This is a genomic window from Streptomyces xanthii, assembly GCF_014621695.1.
Taxonomy (GTDB): Bacteria; Actinomycetota; Actinomycetes; order Streptomycetales; family Streptomycetaceae; genus Streptomyces; species Streptomyces xanthii.
The window spans coordinates 5907943-5926797 of the sequence record NZ_CP061281.1; the positions used below are offsets into that span (position 1 = coordinate 5907943).

At 72.9% G+C, this 18855-nt stretch carries 21 protein-coding genes; 14 read left to right on the forward strand and 7 right to left on the reverse strand.

The features are described 5' to 3' along the window. Positions 1 to 19 precede the first annotated feature (19 nt). From IAG42_RS26625 to IAG42_RS26635, 3 genes are read left to right on the forward strand one after another with little or no spacing between them, the layout of a single operon-like run. The gene (locus IAG42_RS26625) at positions 20 to 1189 is read left to right on the forward strand and encodes a Rieske 2Fe-2S domain-containing protein (protein ID WP_188339488.1); all 1170 of its coding nucleotides are present in this window, start codon (positions 20 to 22) and stop codon (positions 1187 to 1189) included. Further along, on the forward strand, positions 1186 to 1428 hold the full coding sequence (locus tag IAG42_RS26630; RefSeq protein WP_188339489.1) for a hypothetical protein: 243 nt from the start codon (positions 1186 to 1188) through the stop codon (positions 1426 to 1428). Before IAG42_RS26625 ends, IAG42_RS26630 begins: the two co-directional genes overlap by 4 nt. Next, positions 1415 to 2437: a ferredoxin--NADP reductase gene (locus IAG42_RS26635; protein ID WP_188339490.1), complete on the forward strand. Its 1023-nt coding sequence runs from the start codon at positions 1415 to 1417 to the stop codon at positions 2435 to 2437. The genes IAG42_RS26630 and IAG42_RS26635 overlap by 14 nt, the downstream gene beginning before the upstream one ends. A gap of 197 nt (positions 2438 to 2634) precedes the next feature. Here the strand turns inward: IAG42_RS26635 and IAG42_RS26640 are convergent, their stop codons facing one another. Next, positions 2635 to 3498: an IclR family transcriptional regulator gene (locus IAG42_RS26640; RefSeq protein ID WP_223206173.1), complete on the reverse strand. Its 864-nt coding sequence runs from the start codon at positions 3496 to 3498 to the stop codon at positions 2635 to 2637. 270 nt (positions 3499 to 3768) lie between these two features. Between IAG42_RS26640 and hsaA the strand changes: the two genes are divergently transcribed. The 8 genes from hsaA to IAG42_RS26680 all read left to right on the forward strand — a co-directional run bounded on the left by hsaA (position 3769) and on the right by IAG42_RS26680 (position 10258). Further along, positions 3769 to 4962, forward strand: a complete 1194-nt coding sequence (gene hsaA, locus IAG42_RS26645) for a 3-hydroxy-9,10-secoandrosta-1,3,5(10)-triene-9,17-dione monooxygenase oxygenase subunit (RefSeq protein ID WP_188339492.1) — start codon at positions 3769 to 3771, stop codon at positions 4960 to 4962. Further along, positions 4959 to 5825: a 4,5:9,10-diseco-3-hydroxy-5,9,17-trioxoandrosta-1(10),2-diene-4-oate hydrolase gene (gene hsaD / locus IAG42_RS26650; protein WP_188339493.1), complete on the forward strand. Its 867-nt coding sequence runs from the start codon at positions 4959 to 4961 to the stop codon at positions 5823 to 5825. The genes hsaA and hsaD overlap by 4 nt, the downstream gene beginning before the upstream one ends. Positions 5826 to 5867: 42 nt before the next feature. Further along, the gene (locus IAG42_RS26655; protein WP_188339494.1) at positions 5868 to 6782 is read left to right on the forward strand and encodes a VOC family protein; all 915 of its coding nucleotides are present in this window, start codon (positions 5868 to 5870) and stop codon (positions 6780 to 6782) included. After that, positions 6770 to 7330, forward strand: a complete 561-nt coding sequence (locus IAG42_RS26660; protein ID WP_223206174.1) for a flavin reductase family protein — start codon at positions 6770 to 6772, stop codon at positions 7328 to 7330. Before IAG42_RS26655 ends, IAG42_RS26660 begins: the two co-directional genes overlap by 13 nt. Positions 7331 to 7358: 28 nt before the next feature. Further along, entirely contained in the window at positions 7359 to 7970 is a 612-nt protein-coding gene (locus IAG42_RS26665; RefSeq protein WP_188339495.1) for a TetR/AcrR family transcriptional regulator, read from the forward strand. A 141-nt stretch (positions 7971 to 8111) separates the two neighbouring features. Continuing rightward, positions 8112 to 8315, forward strand: coding sequence for a cold-shock protein (locus IAG42_RS26670; RefSeq protein ID WP_005318814.1), 204 nt, complete (start codon positions 8112 to 8114; stop codon positions 8313 to 8315). Positions 8316 to 8425: 110 nt separating this feature from the next. Further along, the gene (locus IAG42_RS26675; protein WP_188339496.1) at positions 8426 to 10012 is read left to right on the forward strand and encodes a DEAD/DEAH box helicase; all 1587 of its coding nucleotides are present in this window, start codon (positions 8426 to 8428) and stop codon (positions 10010 to 10012) included. 81 nt (positions 10013 to 10093) lie between these two features. Continuing rightward, positions 10094 to 10258: a hypothetical protein gene (locus IAG42_RS26680; protein ID WP_188339497.1), complete on the forward strand. Its 165-nt coding sequence runs from the start codon at positions 10094 to 10096 to the stop codon at positions 10256 to 10258. Here IAG42_RS26680 and IAG42_RS26685 read toward each other — a convergent pair. The 5 genes from IAG42_RS26685 to IAG42_RS26705 all read right to left on the reverse strand — a co-directional run bounded on the left by IAG42_RS26685 (position 10255) and on the right by IAG42_RS26705 (position 14704). Next, positions 10255 to 11181 carry a tyrosine-protein phosphatase gene (locus IAG42_RS26685; RefSeq protein ID WP_188339498.1) on the reverse strand — a complete coding sequence of 309 codons (927 nt, stop codon included), beginning with the start codon at positions 11179 to 11181 and terminating at the stop codon, positions 10255 to 10257. The genes IAG42_RS26680 and IAG42_RS26685 overlap by 4 nt on opposite strands. A 73-nt stretch (positions 11182 to 11254) precedes the next feature. Then, a complete protein-coding gene (locus tag IAG42_RS26690) occupies positions 11255 to 12328 on the reverse strand; it encodes an NAD(P)H-dependent flavin oxidoreductase (protein WP_188339499.1) in 1074 nt (357 codons plus the stop codon). Further along, positions 12325 to 13089, reverse strand: a complete 765-nt coding sequence (locus IAG42_RS26695) for a CoA-transferase subunit beta (protein ID WP_188339500.1) — start codon at positions 13087 to 13089, stop codon at positions 12325 to 12327. The genes IAG42_RS26690 and IAG42_RS26695 overlap by 4 nt, the downstream gene beginning before the upstream one ends. Further along, positions 13086 to 13934, reverse strand: coding sequence for a CoA transferase subunit A (locus IAG42_RS26700; protein WP_188339501.1), 849 nt, complete (start codon positions 13932 to 13934; stop codon positions 13086 to 13088). Before IAG42_RS26700 ends, IAG42_RS26695 begins: the two co-directional genes overlap by 4 nt. Positions 13935 to 13936: 2 nt before the next feature. Then, positions 13937 to 14704 (reverse strand): enoyl-CoA hydratase family protein, encoded by a 768-nt coding sequence (locus IAG42_RS26705; RefSeq protein ID WP_188339502.1) that lies wholly within the window; start codon positions 14702 to 14704, stop codon positions 13937 to 13939. A gap of 97 nt (positions 14705 to 14801) precedes the next feature. On the opposite strand from IAG42_RS26705, the gene IAG42_RS26710 reads away from it, so the two are divergent. Together IAG42_RS26710 and IAG42_RS26715 are read left to right on the forward strand one after the other, a co-directional pair. Then, on the forward strand, positions 14802 to 15542 hold the full coding sequence (locus IAG42_RS26710) for an SDR family oxidoreductase (protein WP_188339503.1): 741 nt from the start codon (positions 14802 to 14804) through the stop codon (positions 15540 to 15542). 1 nt (position 15543) lies between these two features. After that, positions 15544 to 16491: an SDR family oxidoreductase gene (locus IAG42_RS26715; RefSeq protein WP_188339504.1), complete on the forward strand. Its 948-nt coding sequence runs from the start codon at positions 15544 to 15546 to the stop codon at positions 16489 to 16491. A gap of 70 nt (positions 16492 to 16561) precedes the next feature. Here the strand turns inward: IAG42_RS26715 and IAG42_RS26720 are convergent, their stop codons facing one another. Then, on the reverse strand, positions 16562 to 17080 hold the full coding sequence (locus IAG42_RS26720) for a MarR family winged helix-turn-helix transcriptional regulator (RefSeq protein WP_188339505.1): 519 nt from the start codon (positions 17078 to 17080) through the stop codon (positions 16562 to 16564). A 124-nt stretch (positions 17081 to 17204) separates the two neighbouring features. On the opposite strand from IAG42_RS26720, the gene IAG42_RS26725 reads away from it, so the two are divergent. Continuing rightward, entirely contained in the window at positions 17205 to 18659 is a 1455-nt protein-coding gene (locus IAG42_RS26725; RefSeq protein WP_188339506.1) for an MFS transporter, read from the forward strand. Positions 18660 to 18855: the final 196 nt, after the last annotated feature.

The window sequence follows — 18855 nt, forward strand, 5'->3', positions numbered from 1 at the left end:
AGAGAAGGGTGTGAAGAACATGACCACCGACAACGACGTCCGTGTCATCGAGACCGGCACCGCCCCGGTCCGCTTCGCCCGCGGCTGGCACTGCCTGGGCCTCGCCGCGGACTTCCGTGACGGCAAGCCGCACGAGATCGAGGCCTTCGGCACCAAGCTCGTCGTCTTCCAGGGCGAGGACGACGGAGAGCTCCACGTCCTCAACGCCTACTGTCCCCACATGGGCGGCAACCTCGCCCACGGCACCGTGAAGGGCGACACCGTCGCCTGCCCGTTCCACGACTGGCGCTGGTCCGGCGACGGCAAGTGCGCCGCCATCCCGTACGCCCGCCGCGTCCCGCCGCGCGCCCGCACCCGCACCTGGCACGCCATGGAGCGCAACCGGCAGCTCTTCGTCTGGCACGACCCCGAGGGCAACCCGCCCCGGCCCGAGCAGGACATCCCCGAGATCGCCGGCATCCACGGCCCCGCCGAGGAGACCGCGCAGTGGTCCGACTGGCAGTGGAACACCATCACCATCGACACCAACTGCCGCGAGATCGTCGACAACGTGGTCGACATGGCGCACTTCTACTACATCCACTACTCGTTCCCCGTCTACTTCAAGAACGTCTTCGACGGGCACGTCGCCACCCAGTACATGCGCTCCGAGCCCCGCCCGGACATCGACCTCGGCTCCCTGTCCACCGGCTCCCTGCGCTCCGACGCCTCCTACTTCGGCCCGTCGTACATGATCGACTGGCTGTACACGGAGGTCGCGCCGGGCGTCGAGATGGAGTCCGTGCTCATCAACTGCCACTACCCGGTGGGCCCCGACCGCTTCGTCCTCCAGTACGGGGCCATGGTCAAGAAGCTCCCCGGCATGAGCGACACCGAGGCCGCCGAGGCCGCCCGCCTCACCAGCGAGGGCCTCGCCGTCGGCTTCGAGCAGGACGTCGAGATCTGGAAGAACAAGACCCGCATCGACAACCCCCTGCTCACCGAGGAGGACGGCCCCGTCTACCAGCTGCGCCGCTGGTACGAGCAGTTCTACGTGGACGCCGCCGACGTCAAGGACGAGATGGTGCGCCGCTTCGAGTTCGAGATCGACACCCGCCGCGCCAACGAGAACTGGCGCGCCGAGGCCGAGGCCAACATGGCCCTCCGCGCCGCCGCCACCGCCCAGCCCACGGAAGGAGACGGGGCATGACCCCCGTCGTCTGCGACACCTGCGGCAACCAGGTGCTCTGCGAGAAGTACAGCCCGGCCCACCTCCAGATCCAGTGGACGGCCGACACCGCCGCCGCCTGCCCGCGCATCGCGGCGCAGGCGGCCGGCTCCGCCGGGACCCCCGCCGCGCGGGTCCCGGACTGCACCGCCCTGCGCACCGCGGTCGACTCCGCCGTCGACACGGGCCGGCTGGAGGTGACCCGGCGTGAGCAGCCCTGACCTCCCGGGCGGCCCGCGCACCCTGAGCCTGCGCGTCGCCGAGATCGTCCCGGAGACCGAGGACGCCGTCACCGTCGTCCTCGACGCCCCGGAACTCACGTACGCGCCCGGCCAGTTCCTCACCCTCCAGGTGCCCGGCGGCCACGCTCGCTGCTACTCCCTGTCCAGCTCCCCGCACACCGGCGAACTGCCCCGGGTCACGGTCAAGCACGTGCCCGGGGGCACCGGCTCCCGCTGGGTCTGCCAGGAACTGCGGGCCGGCGACACCGTCACCGCGCTCGCCCCCGCCGGCACGTTCACCCCGGCCGACCTCGACACCGACCTGCTGCTCGCCGCCGCGGGCAGCGGCATCACCCCGGTCCTGTCGATCGCCGCGTCCGTCCTCACCGCCGGCACCGGCCGCGTCACCCTGCTCTACGCCAACCGCGACGAGCGCTCCGTCATCCTGCGCGGCGCGCTCCAGGAACTGGCCGCGGCCCACCCCGGCCGGCTCACCGTCCTGCACTGGCTGGAGTCGCTCCAGGGCCTGCCCGCACCCGCGGCCCTCGGCCCGCTCCTCGCCCCGTACGCCGACCGGCCCGCCTACCTGTGCGGCCCGGCCCCGTTCATGGACGCGGCCGAGGCGGCCCTGCGCGGCGCGGGCGCCGCCACCGTCCACCGGGAGCGGTACTTCTCGCTCTCCGGCGACGTGTTCACCGCGCCCGTGCCCGCGGCTTCGGCCTCGGCCGGTACGGGCCCCTCCTCCACCGCCGTCGTCAGCCTCGACGGGGAGACCCACGAGGTGGCCTGGCCCGAGGACACCCCGCTCCTTGACGCGCTGCTCGCGGCCGGCGTCGACGCGCCGTTCTCCTGCCGGGAGGGCGCGTGCGCGGCCTGCACGTGCCGGATCGTCACGGGCGACATCACTCTGATCCGCAACGAGGTCCTCGACGAAGAGGACCTGAAGGAGGGCTACGCCCTGGCCTGCCAGGCGCTGCCGCGCAGCGAACGGGTGTCGGTCGAGTACTGAGTGCGGGTGGGTGGGGGCTGGTCGCGCCCACGCGGCGGAGCCGCACATCGACACAGCCCCGCGCCCCTGAAATGCAGACCCTTCGGGTCGCATCTCCAGGGGCGCGGGGCTGTATAGGGGCGCGGGGCTGTATCCATCAGCGGCTCCGCCGCGTGGGCGCGAGAAGCCCCACCGGCCCGCAGACGCCGACGTACGGCCTACATCCAGGAGTCCTGGCGCACCCAGGTCAGCATGTTCGGCAGGGTCCGGTCCCCGGGCCCCATGGGCGCGACATCCGGCGCCTGGGCGAACCGCGCCGCACGACCCGGACCGTGCAGATCCCGCCAGATCGCCCGCGCAGCGGCCCGCAGCCGGGCCTCCTGATGCTCCAGCCCCCGCTGCGGCCCCAGCGAAGACAAGGACACGGCCGCGACGGCCCGCCCCGCCCCGCGCAACGGCACCGCCACACACACGAGCCCCGGGAACGACTCCTCCCGGTCGTAGGCGAGCCCGGACGTCCGCACCCGCGAGAGCTCCGAGCAGAACACGGAGGCCCGGCTCACCGTACGGGCCGTACGAGGCGCGAGCCCCGCCGCGAGCACCCGCTCGATGTCCGCCTGGTCGCCGAACGCCAGCATCGCCTTCCCGGCCGCCGTGGCGTGCGCCGGCAGCCGCGCCCCGACCCGCACTTGCGGCGTACGGTCGGTCCGCTCGCCGGAGGACGACGGCAGCGAACCGGAGCGCTCCAGACAGACGACGTCCGTCGCCCCGTCCAGCACGTACAGGTGCACCTGCTTGCCGGTCGCCTCGTGCAGGGCGTCCAGATGGGGAGTGGCGGCCCGCACCAGCCGGTTGTGGTGCGCCGCCAGTCCGCCGTGCTCCAGCATCCGCAGCCCGAGCCGGTAGTCCCGGCCCTCCCGGTCCAGCCAGCGCAGCTGCACCAGCTGGTCCAGGATGCGGTGCGCGGAGGTGCGCGACAGGCCCGAACGGTGGATGACGTCGGTGAGCGAGAGCCGGCCGCGGCCGCCGTCGAACGCGGCGAGCACCTTCTCGGCCTTCTCGAGCAGAGACAGCGGAGCCACGGCAGCCTCAGGGGCCATTTCGAGCACAGCACACCCCCAAACGGGACAGAGCAAAGGGGTACGAACCGCCACGACGCGGTCGTCCTTCAGCGTTGAGGGGACCTTGCCACGTCAGGGGCTGACATGGGAAGAGAGTGGACACGGTGGATTTTCCGGGCCCGCCCCGCCACCGCTTCCCGCTCAGCGGGAACCCCCGCTGTCGCACCGCCCCGGGCCGCGCCTACGGTCCCCTCACATTCACCCCACCGCCCCATCGTGAAGGTGCCTCACATGACCGAAGACTCCACCGCCGCAGTCCTCGCCTCGGTCCGCGCCCTCCTGCCCGCCGTCGCCGAGCGCGCCGCCGAGGCCGAGGAACTGCGCAGGATCCCCGAGGCCACGGTCAAGGAACTGGCGTCCACCGGCTTCTTCCGGCTCCTGCAGCCCCAGCGCTACGGCGGACACGGCGCCGACCCGGCCGTCTTCTACGACTGCGTCAAGGAGATCGCCCAGGCCTGCGGCTCCACCGGGTGGGTCGCCTCCGTCCTCGGGGTCCACCCCTGGCACGTGGCGCTGTACGAGAAGGCCGCGCAGGACGAGGTCTGGGGCGAGAACGGCGAGCGAGCCGACACCCGCATCTCCTCCTCGTACGCCCCGACCGGCACCGCGGCCCGCGTCGACGGAGGCTTCCGGCTCAGCGGCCGCTGGCACTTCTCCTCGGGCTGCGACCACGCCCAGTGGATCATCCTGGGCGCCCTGGTCCCCGACGCCGACGGCAACCCGGTCGACATGCGCGCCTTCCTGCTGCCGCGCACCGACTACGAGATCAAGGACGTCTGGGACACCGTCGGCCTGCGCGGCACCGGCTCCAACGACATCCTCGTCGAGGACGTCTTCGTCCCCGAGCACCGCGCCCTGTCCTACGGCCCCGTCACCGCGCTGGCCGCCCCCGGCCTCGACATCAACCCCGAGCCGGTCTTCCGCCTCCCGTACGCCGCCGTCTTCACCACCACCATCTCCTCGCCGATCGTCGGCATCGCCCAGGGCGCCTGGGACGGCTTCGTCTCCGCCACCCGCGAGCGCATCCGCGTCTCCTACGGCCAGAAGGTCGCCGAGGACCCCTTCGCCCAGATCCGCCTCGCCCGCTCCGCCAGCGACATCGACGCCGCCTGGCGCCAACTGCGCGGAAACATCGGCGAGATGTACGACATCGTCAGCGCCGGCGGCGAACTGAGCACCGAACTGCGCGCCCGCGCCCGCCGCGACCAGGTCCTCGCCACCGAGCGCTGCGCCGCCGCCGTCGACCTGCTGATGGAGAACGCGGGCGGCAACGCCATGCGCACCGGCGCGGGCCCCGCCGGCGTCCAGCGCGCCTGGCGCGACATCCACACCGGCCGCGGCCACGCCGCCAACGACCCCGAGCGCGCCCTGCTGATGTTCGGCCAGGACGCCCTCGGCCTCGACGTCCAGGACGTGATGCTGTGACCACCGCCCTCACCGCCGAGTCCACCCGGCGCACCGTCAAGGCCGGCGGCCACGCCCTCGCCTACCACGAGGCGGGCCCCGCCGACGGGCCCGTGGTCGTCATGCTGCACGGCGGCGGTCCCGGCGCCTCCGGCTGGTCCAACTTCGGCGCCAACCTCGCCCCGTTCGCCGCCGCGGGACTGCGCACGATCCTGCTCGACCAGCTCTGCTTCGGCGACAGCGACAAGCCCGAGCTCGACACCGACTACTGGACGGCCTCCGCCCGCGCCACCGTCGCCCTGCTCGACGAACTCGGCATCGCCCAGGCCCACTTCGTCGGCAACTCGCTCGGCGGCGGCACCGCCGCCCGCCTCGCCCTCGACTTCCCCGACCGCGTCGGCAAGCTCCTCCTGATGGGCCCCGGCGGCGTCACCCTCAACCTGTTCCACGCCGACCCCACCGAGGGCATCCAGCGGCTCTTCGACTTCAACATGTCGCCCGAGCCGACCCGCGACCAGATGCGGGCCTTCCTCTCCGTGCTCGCGTACGACCGGTCGATCGTCACCGACGCCTTCGTCGAGGAGCGCTACCTGCGCGCCCTCGACCCCGAGGTCAGGCTCGGCGCCGCCCGCATGGGCGCCGCCTTCGCCAACCCGGCCTGGACCGAGCGCACCCAGCTGTGGCGCGACGCCCACCGCATCACCCACCCGACGCTGCTCACCTGGGGCCGCGAGGACCGCGTCAATCCGATCGACGGCGCCTTCGTCGCCCTCAAGGCGATGCCGAACGCCCGGCTCCACGTCTTCCCGCACTGCGGCCACTGGGCCCAGACCGAGCAGGCCGACGAGTTCAACCGCCTCGCCATCGACTTCTTCACCCACTGAACCACTCGACCGAACCACTCCACTCACGTACGGGAGTTACGGATGGACATCCGCTCACTCGGCTATCTCCGCATCGAGACCACGGACCTCGCCGCCTGGCGCACCTACGTCCTGGACATCCTCGCCATGGTCGAGGCCCAGGGCAGCACCGACGAGCAGCTCAACGTCCGCATCGACGACCGCGTCCACCGCTTCCAGTTCGTCGCGGGCACCCAGGACCGTCTCGTCGCCGCCGGCTTCGAGGTGCCGGGCGCCCGTGAACTCGCCCTCGCCGCGAGCGAGCTGGAGGCCGCCGGACACGCCGTCAAGGAAGGCGACGCCGCCACCCTCGCCGACCGCCGCGTCCAGGGCCTCATCCACGTCAGCGACCCGGCCGGCAACCCGCTGGAGATCTACTGGGGCCAGGCCCAGGACCACAGCCCCCTCGGCACCCCCTACGGCAACCGCTTCGTCACCGGCACCACCAGCCCCACCACCGGCGACCTCGGCCTCGGCCACGTCGTCCTGCCGGCCGTCGAGATCGACGAGGCCCTCGACTTCTACGAGAACCTCCTCGGCTTCCAGCTGCGCGACTCCATGCAGCTGCCCCCGGTCGCCGTCCCCACCGGCAAGCCCGGCCAGGACGCGTACCGCATGTACTTCCTGTCGCCCAACCGCCGCCACCACAGCCTCGGCCTCTACCCCGGCGCCCTGCCCCCCGGCATCGTCCACTTCATGGTCGAGCTGGAGCAGCTCGACGACGTCGGCTACGGACTGGACCGCATGAAGAAGGCCGGCATCCCGATCGCCTCGTCGCTCGGCCGCCACTCCAACGACCACATGGTCTCCTTCTACGCCCAGGCGCCCGGCGGCTTCCAGGTCGAGTACGGCTGGGACGGCCTCGTCGTCGACCCCGCCACCTGGACCGCCCGGGAGATCACCTCCGACTCGCTGTGGGGCCACGAGTGGAACGGCTGAGCACCACCATGGCGCCCGTCGATCCGGGGGAGTTCCGGGACGCCCTGTCCCGGTTCGCCTCCGGCGTCACCGTCGTCGCCGGCCTCGACGAGGCCGGCGCCCCGGCAGGACTCGCCTGCCAGTCCTTCGCCTCCCTCTCCCTCGACCCGCCGCTCGTGCTCTTCTGCGTCGCGCGCACCTCGTCCAGCTGGGCCCGGCTGCGGCCCACCGGCCGGTTCGGCATCTCGGTGCTCGCCGAGGACCAGCGCGGCGAGTGCCGCACCCTCGGCTCCCGCTCCGCCGACAAGTTCGCCGACCTCGGCTGGCACGCCGGCCGCGACCCCGGCACCGTCCTCCTCGACGGCGCCCTCGCCCACCTCGAATGCACCGTCGAGCGCATCGCCGACGGCGGCGACCACGAGGTCGTCATCGGCCGCGTCACCGCCCTCACCACCCCGCGCCCCGACGGCCGCCCGCTGCTGTACTTCCGCTCCCGCTTCGGCACCGGCCGCTTCACGGAGCCGGTACGGACCGACCTGACGGACGAACATCCGGCCCTGTGGCTCTGAGCGTTCCCCCGGGTACGACAATGGGCGCGTGCCTACCAAGAAGAAGCCCCAGGCGACGACCGCCGCGCCCGAGCGGCGCGGCGAGCTGCTCCAGACCGCGGCCGAGGTCTTCGCCGAGCAGGGGTACAACGCCACCACCGTCCGCAAGATCGCCGATCACGCGGGCATGCTCGCCGGCAGCCTCTACTACCACTTCGACTCCAAGGAATCGATGCTGGAGGAGATCCTGCGCACGTTCCTCGACGAGCTGTGGTCCGGCTACGACACCGTGCTCGACGCGGACCTCGGCCCCCGGGAGACGCTCCAGGCGCTGGTCACCGAGTCCTTCCGGGAGATCGACCGGCACCGGCCCGCCGTCGCGATCTACCAGAAGGAGTCCCGCCACCTCGTCACCCAGGACCGCTTCGAGTTCCTCGCCGAGTCCCAGCGGCGCTTCGAGAAGACCTGGCTGACGACCCTGGAGCGGGGCGTCGCCGACGGCGTCTTCCGCGCGGACCTCGACATCCGCCTCACCTACCGCTTCGTGCGCGACACCGTCTGGGTCGCCGCGTCCTGGTACCGGCCCGGCGGGCACCACAGTCCCGAGGAGATCGCACGCCAGTATCTGTCGATGGTTCTGGACGGGATCGCCACGCGGTGAAGGAGCATGTTAGAGTCGATGGCGTTGCAGTTTTGGTACCCATAGACTTTATGTGCGCCTGACGGGAATGTTCCTCAGGCGCATTATTGTTTTCCGAGGTGTTCTCGGAATGGGAGCTGCTACCTGTTCAAGGAGAACAACATGGCCACCGGTACCGTTAAGTGGTTCAACTCGGAAAAGGGCTTCGGCTTCATCGAGCAGGACGGCGGCGGCGCCGACGTCTTCGCCCACTACTCGAACATCGCCACCTCGGGCTTCCGTGAGCTCCAGGAAGGCCAGAAGGTCACCTTCGACGTGACCCAGGGCCAGAAGGGCCCCCAGGCGGAGAACATCCTCCCCGCCTGATCACGCAGCACACGGGCCGGGGTCCGCACCTTGCGGTGCGGGCCCCGGTTCGCGTTGTCCCCGCCTGTTCCTGTCAGGCCTGTTCTGTCAGTCCCCGGAAGGCATGCCGCATGGCCAGCTCCCCCCGCCCGTCCCGCCGACGCAGTCCCCGCCCCGCGGCGGGTGGCCAGCGCCGCGCGCCCGAACAGCAGCGCAGGCGGCAGCCCAGCCCGCCGGCTGAGTTCACCATGCCGGAGAGCTCCACGCCCGCGCTGCCCCCGGCCGAGTCCTTCGACGTGCTCGACATGCCCGTCGCCCTCGTGAAGACCCTCGGCGAGCAGGGCGTCACCGAGCCGTTCCCGATCCAGGCCGCGACGCTGCCGAACTCGCTCGCCGGACGCGACCTCCTCGGCCGCGGCCGCACCGGCTCCGGCAAGACGCTCGCCTTCGGCCTGCCGATGCTCGCCCGCACCTCGGGCCTGCGCGCCGAGCCGAAGCTGCCGCTCGCCCTCGTGCTCGTCCCCACGCGCGAGCTCGCCCAGCAGGTCACCGACGCGCTCACCCCGTACGCGACCGCGCTGCGGCTGCGTCTCGCGACCGTCGTCGGCGGCATGTCGATCTCCCGCCAGGCCGGCGCGCTGCGCCGCGGCGCCGAGGTCGTCGTCGCCACCCCGGGCCGCCTCAAGGACCTCATAGAGCGCGGCGACGTCGCCCTCGGCGCGGTGCGCATCACGGTCCTCGACGAGGCCGACCAGATGGCCGACATGGGCTTCATGCCGCAAGTCACCGCGCTGCTCAAGCAGGTCGCGCCGGGCGGTCAGACGATGCTCTTCTCCGCGACGCTCGACAAGAACGTGGACCGGCTCGTCCGCCAGTTCCTCACCGACCCCGTCGTGCACTCCGTCGACCCGTCGGCCGGCGCCGTCACGACGATGGAGCACCACGTCCTGCACGTGCTCGACGAGACCGACAAGAAGGCCGTCACGGCCCGGATCGCCGCCCGCGACGGGCGCGTCATCCTCTTCGTCGACACCAAGCGCTCCGCCGACCGGCTCGCCAAGCGGCTGCTCGCCACCGGCGTCCTCGCGGCCCCGCTGCACGGCGGCCGCAGCCAGCCGCAGCGCAACCGCACCCTGGAGCAGTTCAAGGACGGCCGCGTCACCGCGCTCGTCGCCACGAACGTCGCGGCGCGCGGCATCCACGTCGACGACCTCGACCTCGTCGTCAACGTCGACCCGCCCACCGAGCACAAGGACTACCTGCACCGCGGCGGCCGTACGGCCCGCGCCGGTGAGTCCGGCAGTGTCGTCACCCTCGTCCTGCCCGAGCAGAAGCGGGACGTGCAGCGGCTGATGCGGGACGCGGGGGTGCGGCCGCGGTCCACCCAGGTCCGCTCCACGGACGAGGAGCTCGTCACCATCACGGGTGCGCGGGAGCCCTCCGGGGTGCCGGTCACCATCGTCGTGCCCGAGCCCGCGGCTCCGGCGGCCTCCGCGAAGCCGCGCCGGTCGCGGGGCGGTCGGGGCGGCCGCTCCGGCGGGGCCGGTGGCCGTGCCGGTGGCGCCGCCGGGGGAGCCGGGGGCCGTTCCGGCGGGGCCGGCGGGGGAGCCGGGCGTCGCTCCGGTGCCGCCGGCTCGGGTTCGGGCTCGGGTGCCGGTGGCTCCGCAGGCACCGCGCCCGCCCGTCGCCGCCGCCCCAGGCGCCCCGCCGCCGACTGATTCGTCTGCGGCCCCGGTGGGGGCGGGCCGCGCAGTTCCCCGCGCCCCTGAAATGCAGACGCTTCGCGTCGCATCTCCCCGATGAGAAGCGCCCCTGAGGTGCGCCCGGAGGGCGTGCACCTCAGGGGCGCGGGGAACTGCGCGACCAGCCCCCACCGGCGGGTGGATCGCGACGACGGCACAGCGCGGCTCGGCGGTGGCGCGATCGGCGCCCACCGAGCCGCGCCCGGCGACGAGCGGGACTAGTCCAGCAACCGGGCCCGCAGCAGCGCCACGTCCCGGCGATCAAGGCCCAGGCCGAGGGAGACGTACCGCTCAAGACTGCCGAAGTCCGCGCGGACCTGGTCGAGGCCCGCCGCCAGATACTCCGCCCGGACCTCCTGGACCGGGATCAAGAGGTCCGGGTTCTCCATCATCCCGGCCTGCTTGAGCCCCGCCCGCGTCCGCGCATCCGCCTCCGCCCGGAAACCGTTCGACGCCAGATAGTCGGCCACGGCGACCCGCGACGACACCCCGAGCACGCCGAGCAGCACATACGCCAGCCACCCCGTACGGTCCTTGCCGGCCGTGCAGTGGAACAGCACCGGCCCGTCCCCGCGCGCCACGTCCCGGAGGGTCTGAGCGAACGCGGCCCGCGCCGCGGCGTCGGACGCGAACGTCCGGTACACCTTCCGCATCATCGCCGCCGCCCGGTCACCCCCGAGCAGCGCCTCCTGCCGCACCGGGTCCTTCGACCCGATCGCCGCGATCAGCTCCGCCGACATCCCTCCGTCGGATATCGGCCGGGCCACCGCGGCCGCGGCGGGCGGCAGCCGGTCCGCCCCGTCCATCTGGACCTCGAACGGCACCCGGAAGTCCACCGACCGGCGCAGCCCGAGCCCCGCCAGCGCGGAGACATCGGCGTCGGTCAGCTTGCCGAGGGCGTCGGCCCGGTACACGTACCCGTACCGCACCCGGCCGCCGTAGCGGGCCCGGTACCCGCCGAGGTCGCGGACGTTCACCGCGCCCTGGAGCGGGATCTGCCGGATCGGGGGCGCCGCGGACGCGGGCCGGTCGTGCGCGACGGCGGCGCCCGCCGGAACGAGCGCCGCCGCCGTGGCCACGCCGAGCGTGACCCCGAGCACCCGGCGCCGGGAGGGCGCCGTGATGTCGGCCTGAGGAGCGTGCATACCTGAACTCCCTTGCAGGAAGCGGCCGTCCGGCGCCGCCCCGGGGACCGGGGGCCGCCGGGCGGCCCACGGTTCACCCTGGTGTCGGCAGGGTGTCGAGCACGTGCCGGGCCTCGGCCATCACGCGGTCGACGAGCTCGGCACAGCTGGGCAGGTCCTCGATGAGCCCCGCGACCTGCCCGGACGCCATCACGCCGAGGTCCGTACGGCCCTCGACCATGGACGCCTTGAGGAGCATCGGCGTGTTCGCCGCCAGCAGGACCTGACTCCAGGACAGGTCCTTGCCGTGCTTCATCGCGAGCCCGTCCCGGACCATCTGCGGCCAGGACAGACCCGAGAGCTTCTTGAACCCGGAGGCGCGGCGCACGGCCTGGAGCAGTGCGCGGGTGCGGCCCGCGCCCTCCAGGGCGTCCACCATCTCGGTGCGCAGCATCCGGTGCGGCAGTCCGTCGACCGCCGTCGTCACCGTCACGTCCTTGACCGAGGCCGCCAGGTACTTGGCCTTCACCGCGTCCGGCACGGTGGAGTCCGAGGTCAGCAGGAAGCGGGTGCCCATGGCGACGCCCGCCGCCCCGTACGCGAGCGCCGCGACCAGGCCGCGCCCGTCACGGAAGCCGCCCGCGCCGACGACCGGGATGTCGACCGCGTCCACGACCTGCGGAAGCAGCACCGACGTGGCCACCTCCCCGGTGTGGCCGCCGCCCTCGCCGCCCTGCACGATCACCGCGTCGGCGCCCCACGCGGCGACCTTCTCGGCGTGCCGGCGCGCCCCGATGGACGGGATGACGACGACGCCCGCGTCCTTCAGCTCGGCGATCAGCTCCTTGGAGGGCGCGAGCGCGAAGGACGCCACCTTCACGCCCTCGGCGACGATGATCTTCACGCGCTCGCGCGCGTCGCCCGCGTCCGCCCGCAGGTTCACCCCGAAGGGCTGGTCCGTGCGGGACTTCACCTCCCGCACCGCCGACCGCAGCTGGTCGACGGTCATCGTCGCGGAGGCGAGGACACCGAGCGCGCCCGCGTTCGCCGCCGCCGAGACCAGGCGGGGGCCGGCGACCCAGCCCATGCCCGTCTGCACGATGGGGTGACGCACCCCGGTGAGCTTGGTGAACGCCGTGGGGAGGGTGAAATCCGCGCTGTCGCTCATGCCGACCGGACCTCCCGCTCGCGCAGCGACCTCGGGTCGACGACCTCACGGATCAGCCGCAGCTCCTCGGCCGTGGGCTCCCGCGTGAACGGCACCTCGCCGCCCTCCGGCAGCGCGAGCGCGAACCCGGTCGCCTCCCGCACCTCCTCGACCGTGACCCCGGGGTGCACGGACGCGATCCGCATCGTGTGGTCCGGCGTCTCGAAGTCGAGCACCGCCAGGTTCGTCACGACCCGGGGGATGCGGTGGAAGCGCGTCGCCGAAGGGCCGGCCGCGGCGGCGCTGTCGTAGCCCACCCCGCTGATCATGTCGACCTTCTCGACGAACACGCGCGGGCTGTGCTTGGGCACCCAGTAACTCACCGGATTGTTCAGCGTGTTCACCGGCGCTCCGCGCACGCCGAGCAGCTGGCGGTCGGGGCGCTCCCAGTCGCCGATGCACGAGATGTTCTGGTTACCGAACCGGTCGATCTGGCTCGCGCCCATCATCACGTGCCGCCGGCCGCCGGTCACGAACGTGAGGTGCTGGCGGTACGGCAGCCAGCCCTCGGCCGCGCCGTCGAGCCCGACCAGCATGGCCTCGCCGTCGGTGAGCAGCAGGTCGGGGGAGAAGGTCCGCTTGGCGAGGCGGGCGCCGAAGCCGGGGATCAGGCCCATCGGGCTGGCCAGCACCTCCCCGTTGTCCCGCCAGGCGTCGGCGCAGGCGATCACGCAGTACTCGGCCCGGGTCGCGGGCGGGGCGGCGGTCTCGGTGGTGGTCACTTCTGCTCCTCGTGCCAGGCCTGGACGGCGGACTGGTACTGCTTCTCGTCACCGCCGGGCGGCAGGAACCGCTCGGCGAACTCGGCCCACGGCGTGCTCGCGTAGAGCTTCTGGAAGGCCTCGTCCCGGCCGTAGTCCGGTGCGCAGGACGTGAAGTCCGCGCCGTGCGGCGCCTCCACCACACCCGTCACCACATGCCGCTTGACCAGCAGCGACTGGGGCGGCGTGTCGTCCCCGAACCCGTCGACGAGGCGCTCGCAGGACACGTACGCCTCGTCCGCGGCCTCGCAGAACAGGTCGTCGAAGTACGGGTCGGGGCCCAGGTACTGCCCGTTGCCCCTGCGGTCCGCGCGGTTCATGTGCACCAGGGCCGCGTCCAGGCGCAGCGCGGGCATCGCGACGAACGTCTCCCCGTCCTCGTAGGGCGAGGTGACCGTGCGCAGCTCCGGATTGACCCGCATGACGTCCGAGCCGATGCCGGCCCGCACGGGCAGGAACGGCAGCCGGTTCGCCGCCGCGTGCAGGCCCCACATGAACATGGCCTCGTCGATCTCGGTCAGCTCGAAGGCGCCGCTCTGGCGGGCCGCCCTGAAGTGCGGCTCCAGAGGGATCGAGTCCAGGGTCACGAACGCGGCCACCAGCTTGCGGATCTTCCCCGCGGCGGCCAGCATCCCGACGTCCGGGCCCCCGTACGAGACCACGGTCAGATCCGTGATGTCACTGCGCAGCAGCGCCCGGACCAGCGCCATCGGCTTGCGGCGCGAACCCCAGCCGCCGATGCCGACGGTCATGCCGGAGCGCAGCCGGCCGACCACCTCGTCGGGGGTCATCGTCTTGTCGGTCATGATCACTCGGCTCCCTGTCCGAAGGTGTCGCGGACCCGGTCCGCGACCCCGCTGAGATTCGCCTCGAAGGTGAAGCCCTGCTCGTAGCGGTAGCTGCGGTGCACGTCGACGGGGTCGATCCCGTTCAGCGCGGACTTCGCGAGGCGGATCAGATAGCCGTCCTTGCGCGCGATGTCCCGCGCCAGCTCGAGCGCCGCCTCGCGCAGCCCGGAGCGCGGCACGACCTTCCACACCGAACCGTGGGCGTGCAGCTCGGCCGCGGTCGCGGTGCGCGAGGTGTAGAAGAGGGCCCGCATCAGGTGCTGCGGCACCAGGCGGGCCAGGTGTGTGGCCGCGCCGAGCGCGCCGCGGTCCAGCTCGGGCAGGCCGAACGTGGCGTCGTCGCTCGCCACGATCGCGTCCGCGTTGCCGACCAGGCCGATGCCGCCGCCCAGGCAGAAGCCGCCCACGGCCGCGATCACCGGGACCTCGCACTGGTACACGGCGGAGAAGGCCTCGTAGCAGCCCCTGTTGGCACCGATCAGCGCGCGGTGGCCACCGCCGGGAGACGCGGTCTCGCGCTGCATCTCCTTGATGTCCACTCCCGCGTTGAACCCACGGCTGTGCTCGGCCGCGGTGAGGATCACGCAGCGCACGTCGGGGTCGCGGCCCGCGGCGCGCACCGCGTCGGCGAGGTCGTACCAGCCCTGCACCGGCAGTGCGTTGACCGGAGGGAAGTCCACCGTGACGACGGAGATCCCTTTTTCGGGTGAGGAGGTGGAGACACCCATGGCGTTCAGCTACCTTTCCACCTAACGTTTGTTTGGTAGGTCATGACCGTAGCAGGTGACGGAGGCCGGCGGAATGGGTCGGGGAAAGGGGTCCGGGATGGATCTGAGCGGACGGGTCGCCGTCGTGACGGGCGGCACCAGAGGAGTGGGGGCGGGGATAGCGCGCGCCTTCACCCGGGCCGGGGCGAAGGTGGTGGTCTGCGCCCGCAGGCCCCCCGAAGTCCCGGTCGAGGGCTGCGAGTTCGCGCAGGTCGACCTGCGCGACACGGCGGCAGTGCAGGACTTCTTCGGGAGCCTGGAGCGGCTGGACGTGCTGGTGAACAACGCGGGCGGGACCCCGTACCGGCTGCTCGGCGAGACGGACGCGGAGCGGCACGCGCGCGTGATCGAGCTGAATCTGACGGCGCCGCTCACCGCCTCGCTGGCCGCCCGCGAGAAGCTCGCGGCGGCGCGCGGCTCGATCGTCATGATCGGCAGCGTCAGCGGCACCCGCCCCTCCCCGGGCTCGGCCGCCTACGGGGCGGCCAAGGCGGGCCTGGAGAACCTGGCGCGGTCGATGGCCGTCGAATGGGCCCCGGACATCAGGGTGAACACGCTGGTGCTCGGCATGGTCCGCACCGAGCTGTCGGCCCTGCACTACGGGGACGAGGAGGGCATCGCGGCGGTCGGCGCCACGGTGCCCCTGGGGCGGCTCGCCGAGCCCCGTGAGATCGGCGAGGCGGCGGTGTTCCTGGCGTCGGACGCCGCCGCGTACATCAGCGGGGCGAGCCTGCTCGTGCACGGCGGCGGCGAGCGCCCCGCGTTCCTCGACGCGGCAACGGTCAACAAGGAGGCGTGAGATGACGGATTCTGTGGCTACTGATGCGGTGGGTTCGGGCGGGCTGTGCGCGGGGCGCGTGGTGGCCGTGACCGGCGCGGGCCGGGGCCTCGGCCGCGCGCACGCGCTGGCCTTCGCGGCGGAGGGCGCCAAGGTCGTGGTCAACGACCTGGGTGTGGGTCTCGACGGCGCGCCCGCGCCCGACAGTCCGGCGGCCCTGGTCGTCGAGGAGATCCGCGCGGCGGGCGGCGAGGCCGTCGCCCACGGAGGCGACATAGCGACATCGGAGGGGGCCGCCTCGCTGGTCGCGGCCGCCGTCGACGCCTTCGGCCGGCTCGACACCCTGGTGAACAACGCGGGCTTCCTGCGCGACCGCATGCTGGTGAACCTGGCGGAGGACGACTGGGACGCGGTCATGCGCGTCCACCTCAAGGGCCACTTCCTGCCCCTCCAGGCCGCCGCCGCGCACTGGCGGGCCGAGGCCAAGGCGGGCCGCACGCCGGTCGCCCGCGTCGTCAACACCTCGTCCGGGGCGGGACTGCTGGGCTCGGTCGGGCAGGGCAACTACAGCGCGGCGAAGGCCGGCATCCTCGGCCTGACCCTGGTCGCGGCCGCGGAGATGGGGCGCTACGGGGTGCAGGTCAACGCGATCGCGCCGGCCGCCCGCACCCGGATGACCGAGGCCACCTTCGCCGACACGATGGCCGCCCCCGAGGACGGCGCCTTCGACGCGATGGCTCCGGAGAACGTGTCACCGCTCGTGGTCTGGCTCGGCTCCGGCGCCGCCAGCGACGGTGTCACCGGCCGCGTCTTCGAGGTCGAGGCCGGCCGCATCACGGTGATGGAGGGCTGGCGCCCCGGCCCGACCGTCGACAAGGCCGAGCGCTGGACACCGGCCGGTGCGGGCGACGCGGCCCGCGACCTGCTGGCGCGCGCCGAGACGCCCGGGGCGGTGTACGGGGCCTCCTGACCGGCGCTCACGCCGAGCCCCGGCCGGGTCACTCCGGCCGGGCCCCTCCGGCCGGGTCATCCCGGCCGGGTCATTCCGGCTGGGGGAGGCGGGCGGCGGCGTCGCGCTGCAGGGCCGCCGTCACCGCCAGGAACCGCGTCACCGTCCGCAGTTCCTCCGTGCTGAACTCCTCGCACGCCGCGACGACGTCACGGGCCCAGTCGTCGAAGAACGCGGCGAGCTCGGTGATCTTCTCGCGCTGCAGCTCCACGACCACGCGCCGCTTGTCCGTGGCGTGCTTGACCCGCTGGACGAACCCCTTGGCGGCGAGCCGGTCCACCAGGCCCGTCACCGAGGCGGGGGCCAGGCCCGTGTACTCCACCAGGTCCTTCGCGGTGAGCGGCCCGTGCTTGGCCAGCAGGTCGAGCGTCTTGCTCTCGGTCGGGCTGAGGCCCTGCGACGCGGCGACGGCGGTGTGGAACATGATCGTCGCCGCGCTCTGCTCCCGCCCCGTCTCCATCATCTCCTTGAGGACGGACTCACGGTCGTCGCCGCCGCCGCGCGCCGGCCCGGCCCGCTCGCTCTTCTCGTCGCTCGTCTCGCTCGTCATACGGTCCAGGCTAGCCAATATTTCGTTCGCCCGAAAGAAAGGGTTGCGATCACAGGAGTGCCGGTGCAAGTATTTCGTTAGTCCGAACGAAATACCTCGTGCCGAGCCCCGACCTGGAGGCGTCATGTCCGCCGCGCTCGCCCCGCCCGCCGTCACCGAGACCCACGCCCACCCGCGCCGCTGGGCCGCCGCCGTCGTCATGATGATCGCGGCGCTCATGGACCTCCTCGACGTGACGATCGTCAACGTCGCGATCCCGTCCATCGGCCGCGAACTGCACGCCTCCGAGAGCGCGTTGCAGTGGCTCGTCTCCGCCTACCTCCTCGGCTTCGCCGCCACCCTGATCGTCTCCGGGCACCTCGGCGACCGCTTCGGCCGCCGGGGCCTCTTCCTCGCCGGCACCGCCGGCTTCGGCGTCACCAGTCTGGCCTGCGGCGTCGCCCAGACACCGGGCCAGCTGATCGCCGCCCGCGCCTTTCAGGGCGTCATGGCCGCGGTGCTCGTGCCGCAGGTCATCGGCTCCTTCCGCACCATGTTCCAGGGCAAGGAACGCGGCGCAGCCTTCGGCATGTACGGGGCCGTCGCCGGCTTCGCCTCCGCCGTCGGACTCCTGATGGGCGGACTGCTCACCGACGCCGACCTGTTCGGCTGGGGCTGGCGCTCGGTGTTCCTCGTCAACGTGCCGATCGCCGTGGGGACGTTCGTCGCCGGCTGGATCCTCGTGCCCGCCACCCGGGAGCGCAGCGCGCGTCGTCCCGACGTCCTCGGCAGCGTCGTGCTCGCCGCCGGACTCGTCGCGATCGTGCTGCCCCTCGTCCAGGGACACAGCAACGGCTGGCCGCTGTGGGGCTGGCTCTGCCTCGCCGCGGGCGTGCTCGCCGTCGCCGGGCTCGGGGTGTTCGAGGCGCGGCGCGAGCGCCGCCACGACGAGCGGACCGTGCCGCTGCTGCCCGCGCAGGCCTTCCGGCTGCCCGCCTTCTCCGTCGGCGTCCTCGTCCAACTCCTGTTCTCCGTCGGCATGCAGGGCTTCTTCCTCGCCTTCGCCATCTGGCTGCAGGGCGGCCAGCATTACACGCCGATGCAGGCCGGCGTCCTCACCGTCGCCTTCTCCGCCGGCGGCTTCCTCACCGCCCCCGCCGCCGACGCGCTCGCCGTCCGGTTCGGCCGGCTCGTCCTCGGCGCGGGCGCGCTCCTCATGGCGGGCGGGCTCGGCTGGGTCTGGTACGCCGTCGAGCAGGCGGCCGGCGCGCACACCGGGTCCTGGCCGATGGTCCCCGGGCTCGTCGTCGCCGGCGCGGGCCTGGGCTTCCTCGTCGTCCCGCTGGTCAACGTCGTCCTGTCCACCGTCCCCGCGGAACTCGCCGGCGGCGCCTCCGGGATCTTCTCCACCGCCCAGCAGTTCGGCGGGGCGCTCGGTGCGGCCGTCATCGGCACGGTCTTCTTCGGGCGGCTCTCCGACGGTGCCGGGTTCACGGACGCCCTCTCGGCGGCGGCGCCCTGGGTGGTCGGCGGTTTCCTCCTCTGCGCCGCGCTGTGCGCCCTGCTGCCCCGCACGGCGATCACGGACCCGCACGTCTGACGCGGGCGCGGCGGGGTGGCCCCGGTTCTGTCCGGTGTCCATCCTGTCTCGTCGCGGGGTGCGGGCCGGTGGGGGCTGGTCGCGCAGTTCCCCGCGCCCCTGGAGATGCGCACTTCGTGCGCGATCTCCAGGGGCGGTGCCCCATCGGGGAAATGCGGCGCGAAGCGCCATGCATTTCAGGGGCGCGGGGAACTGC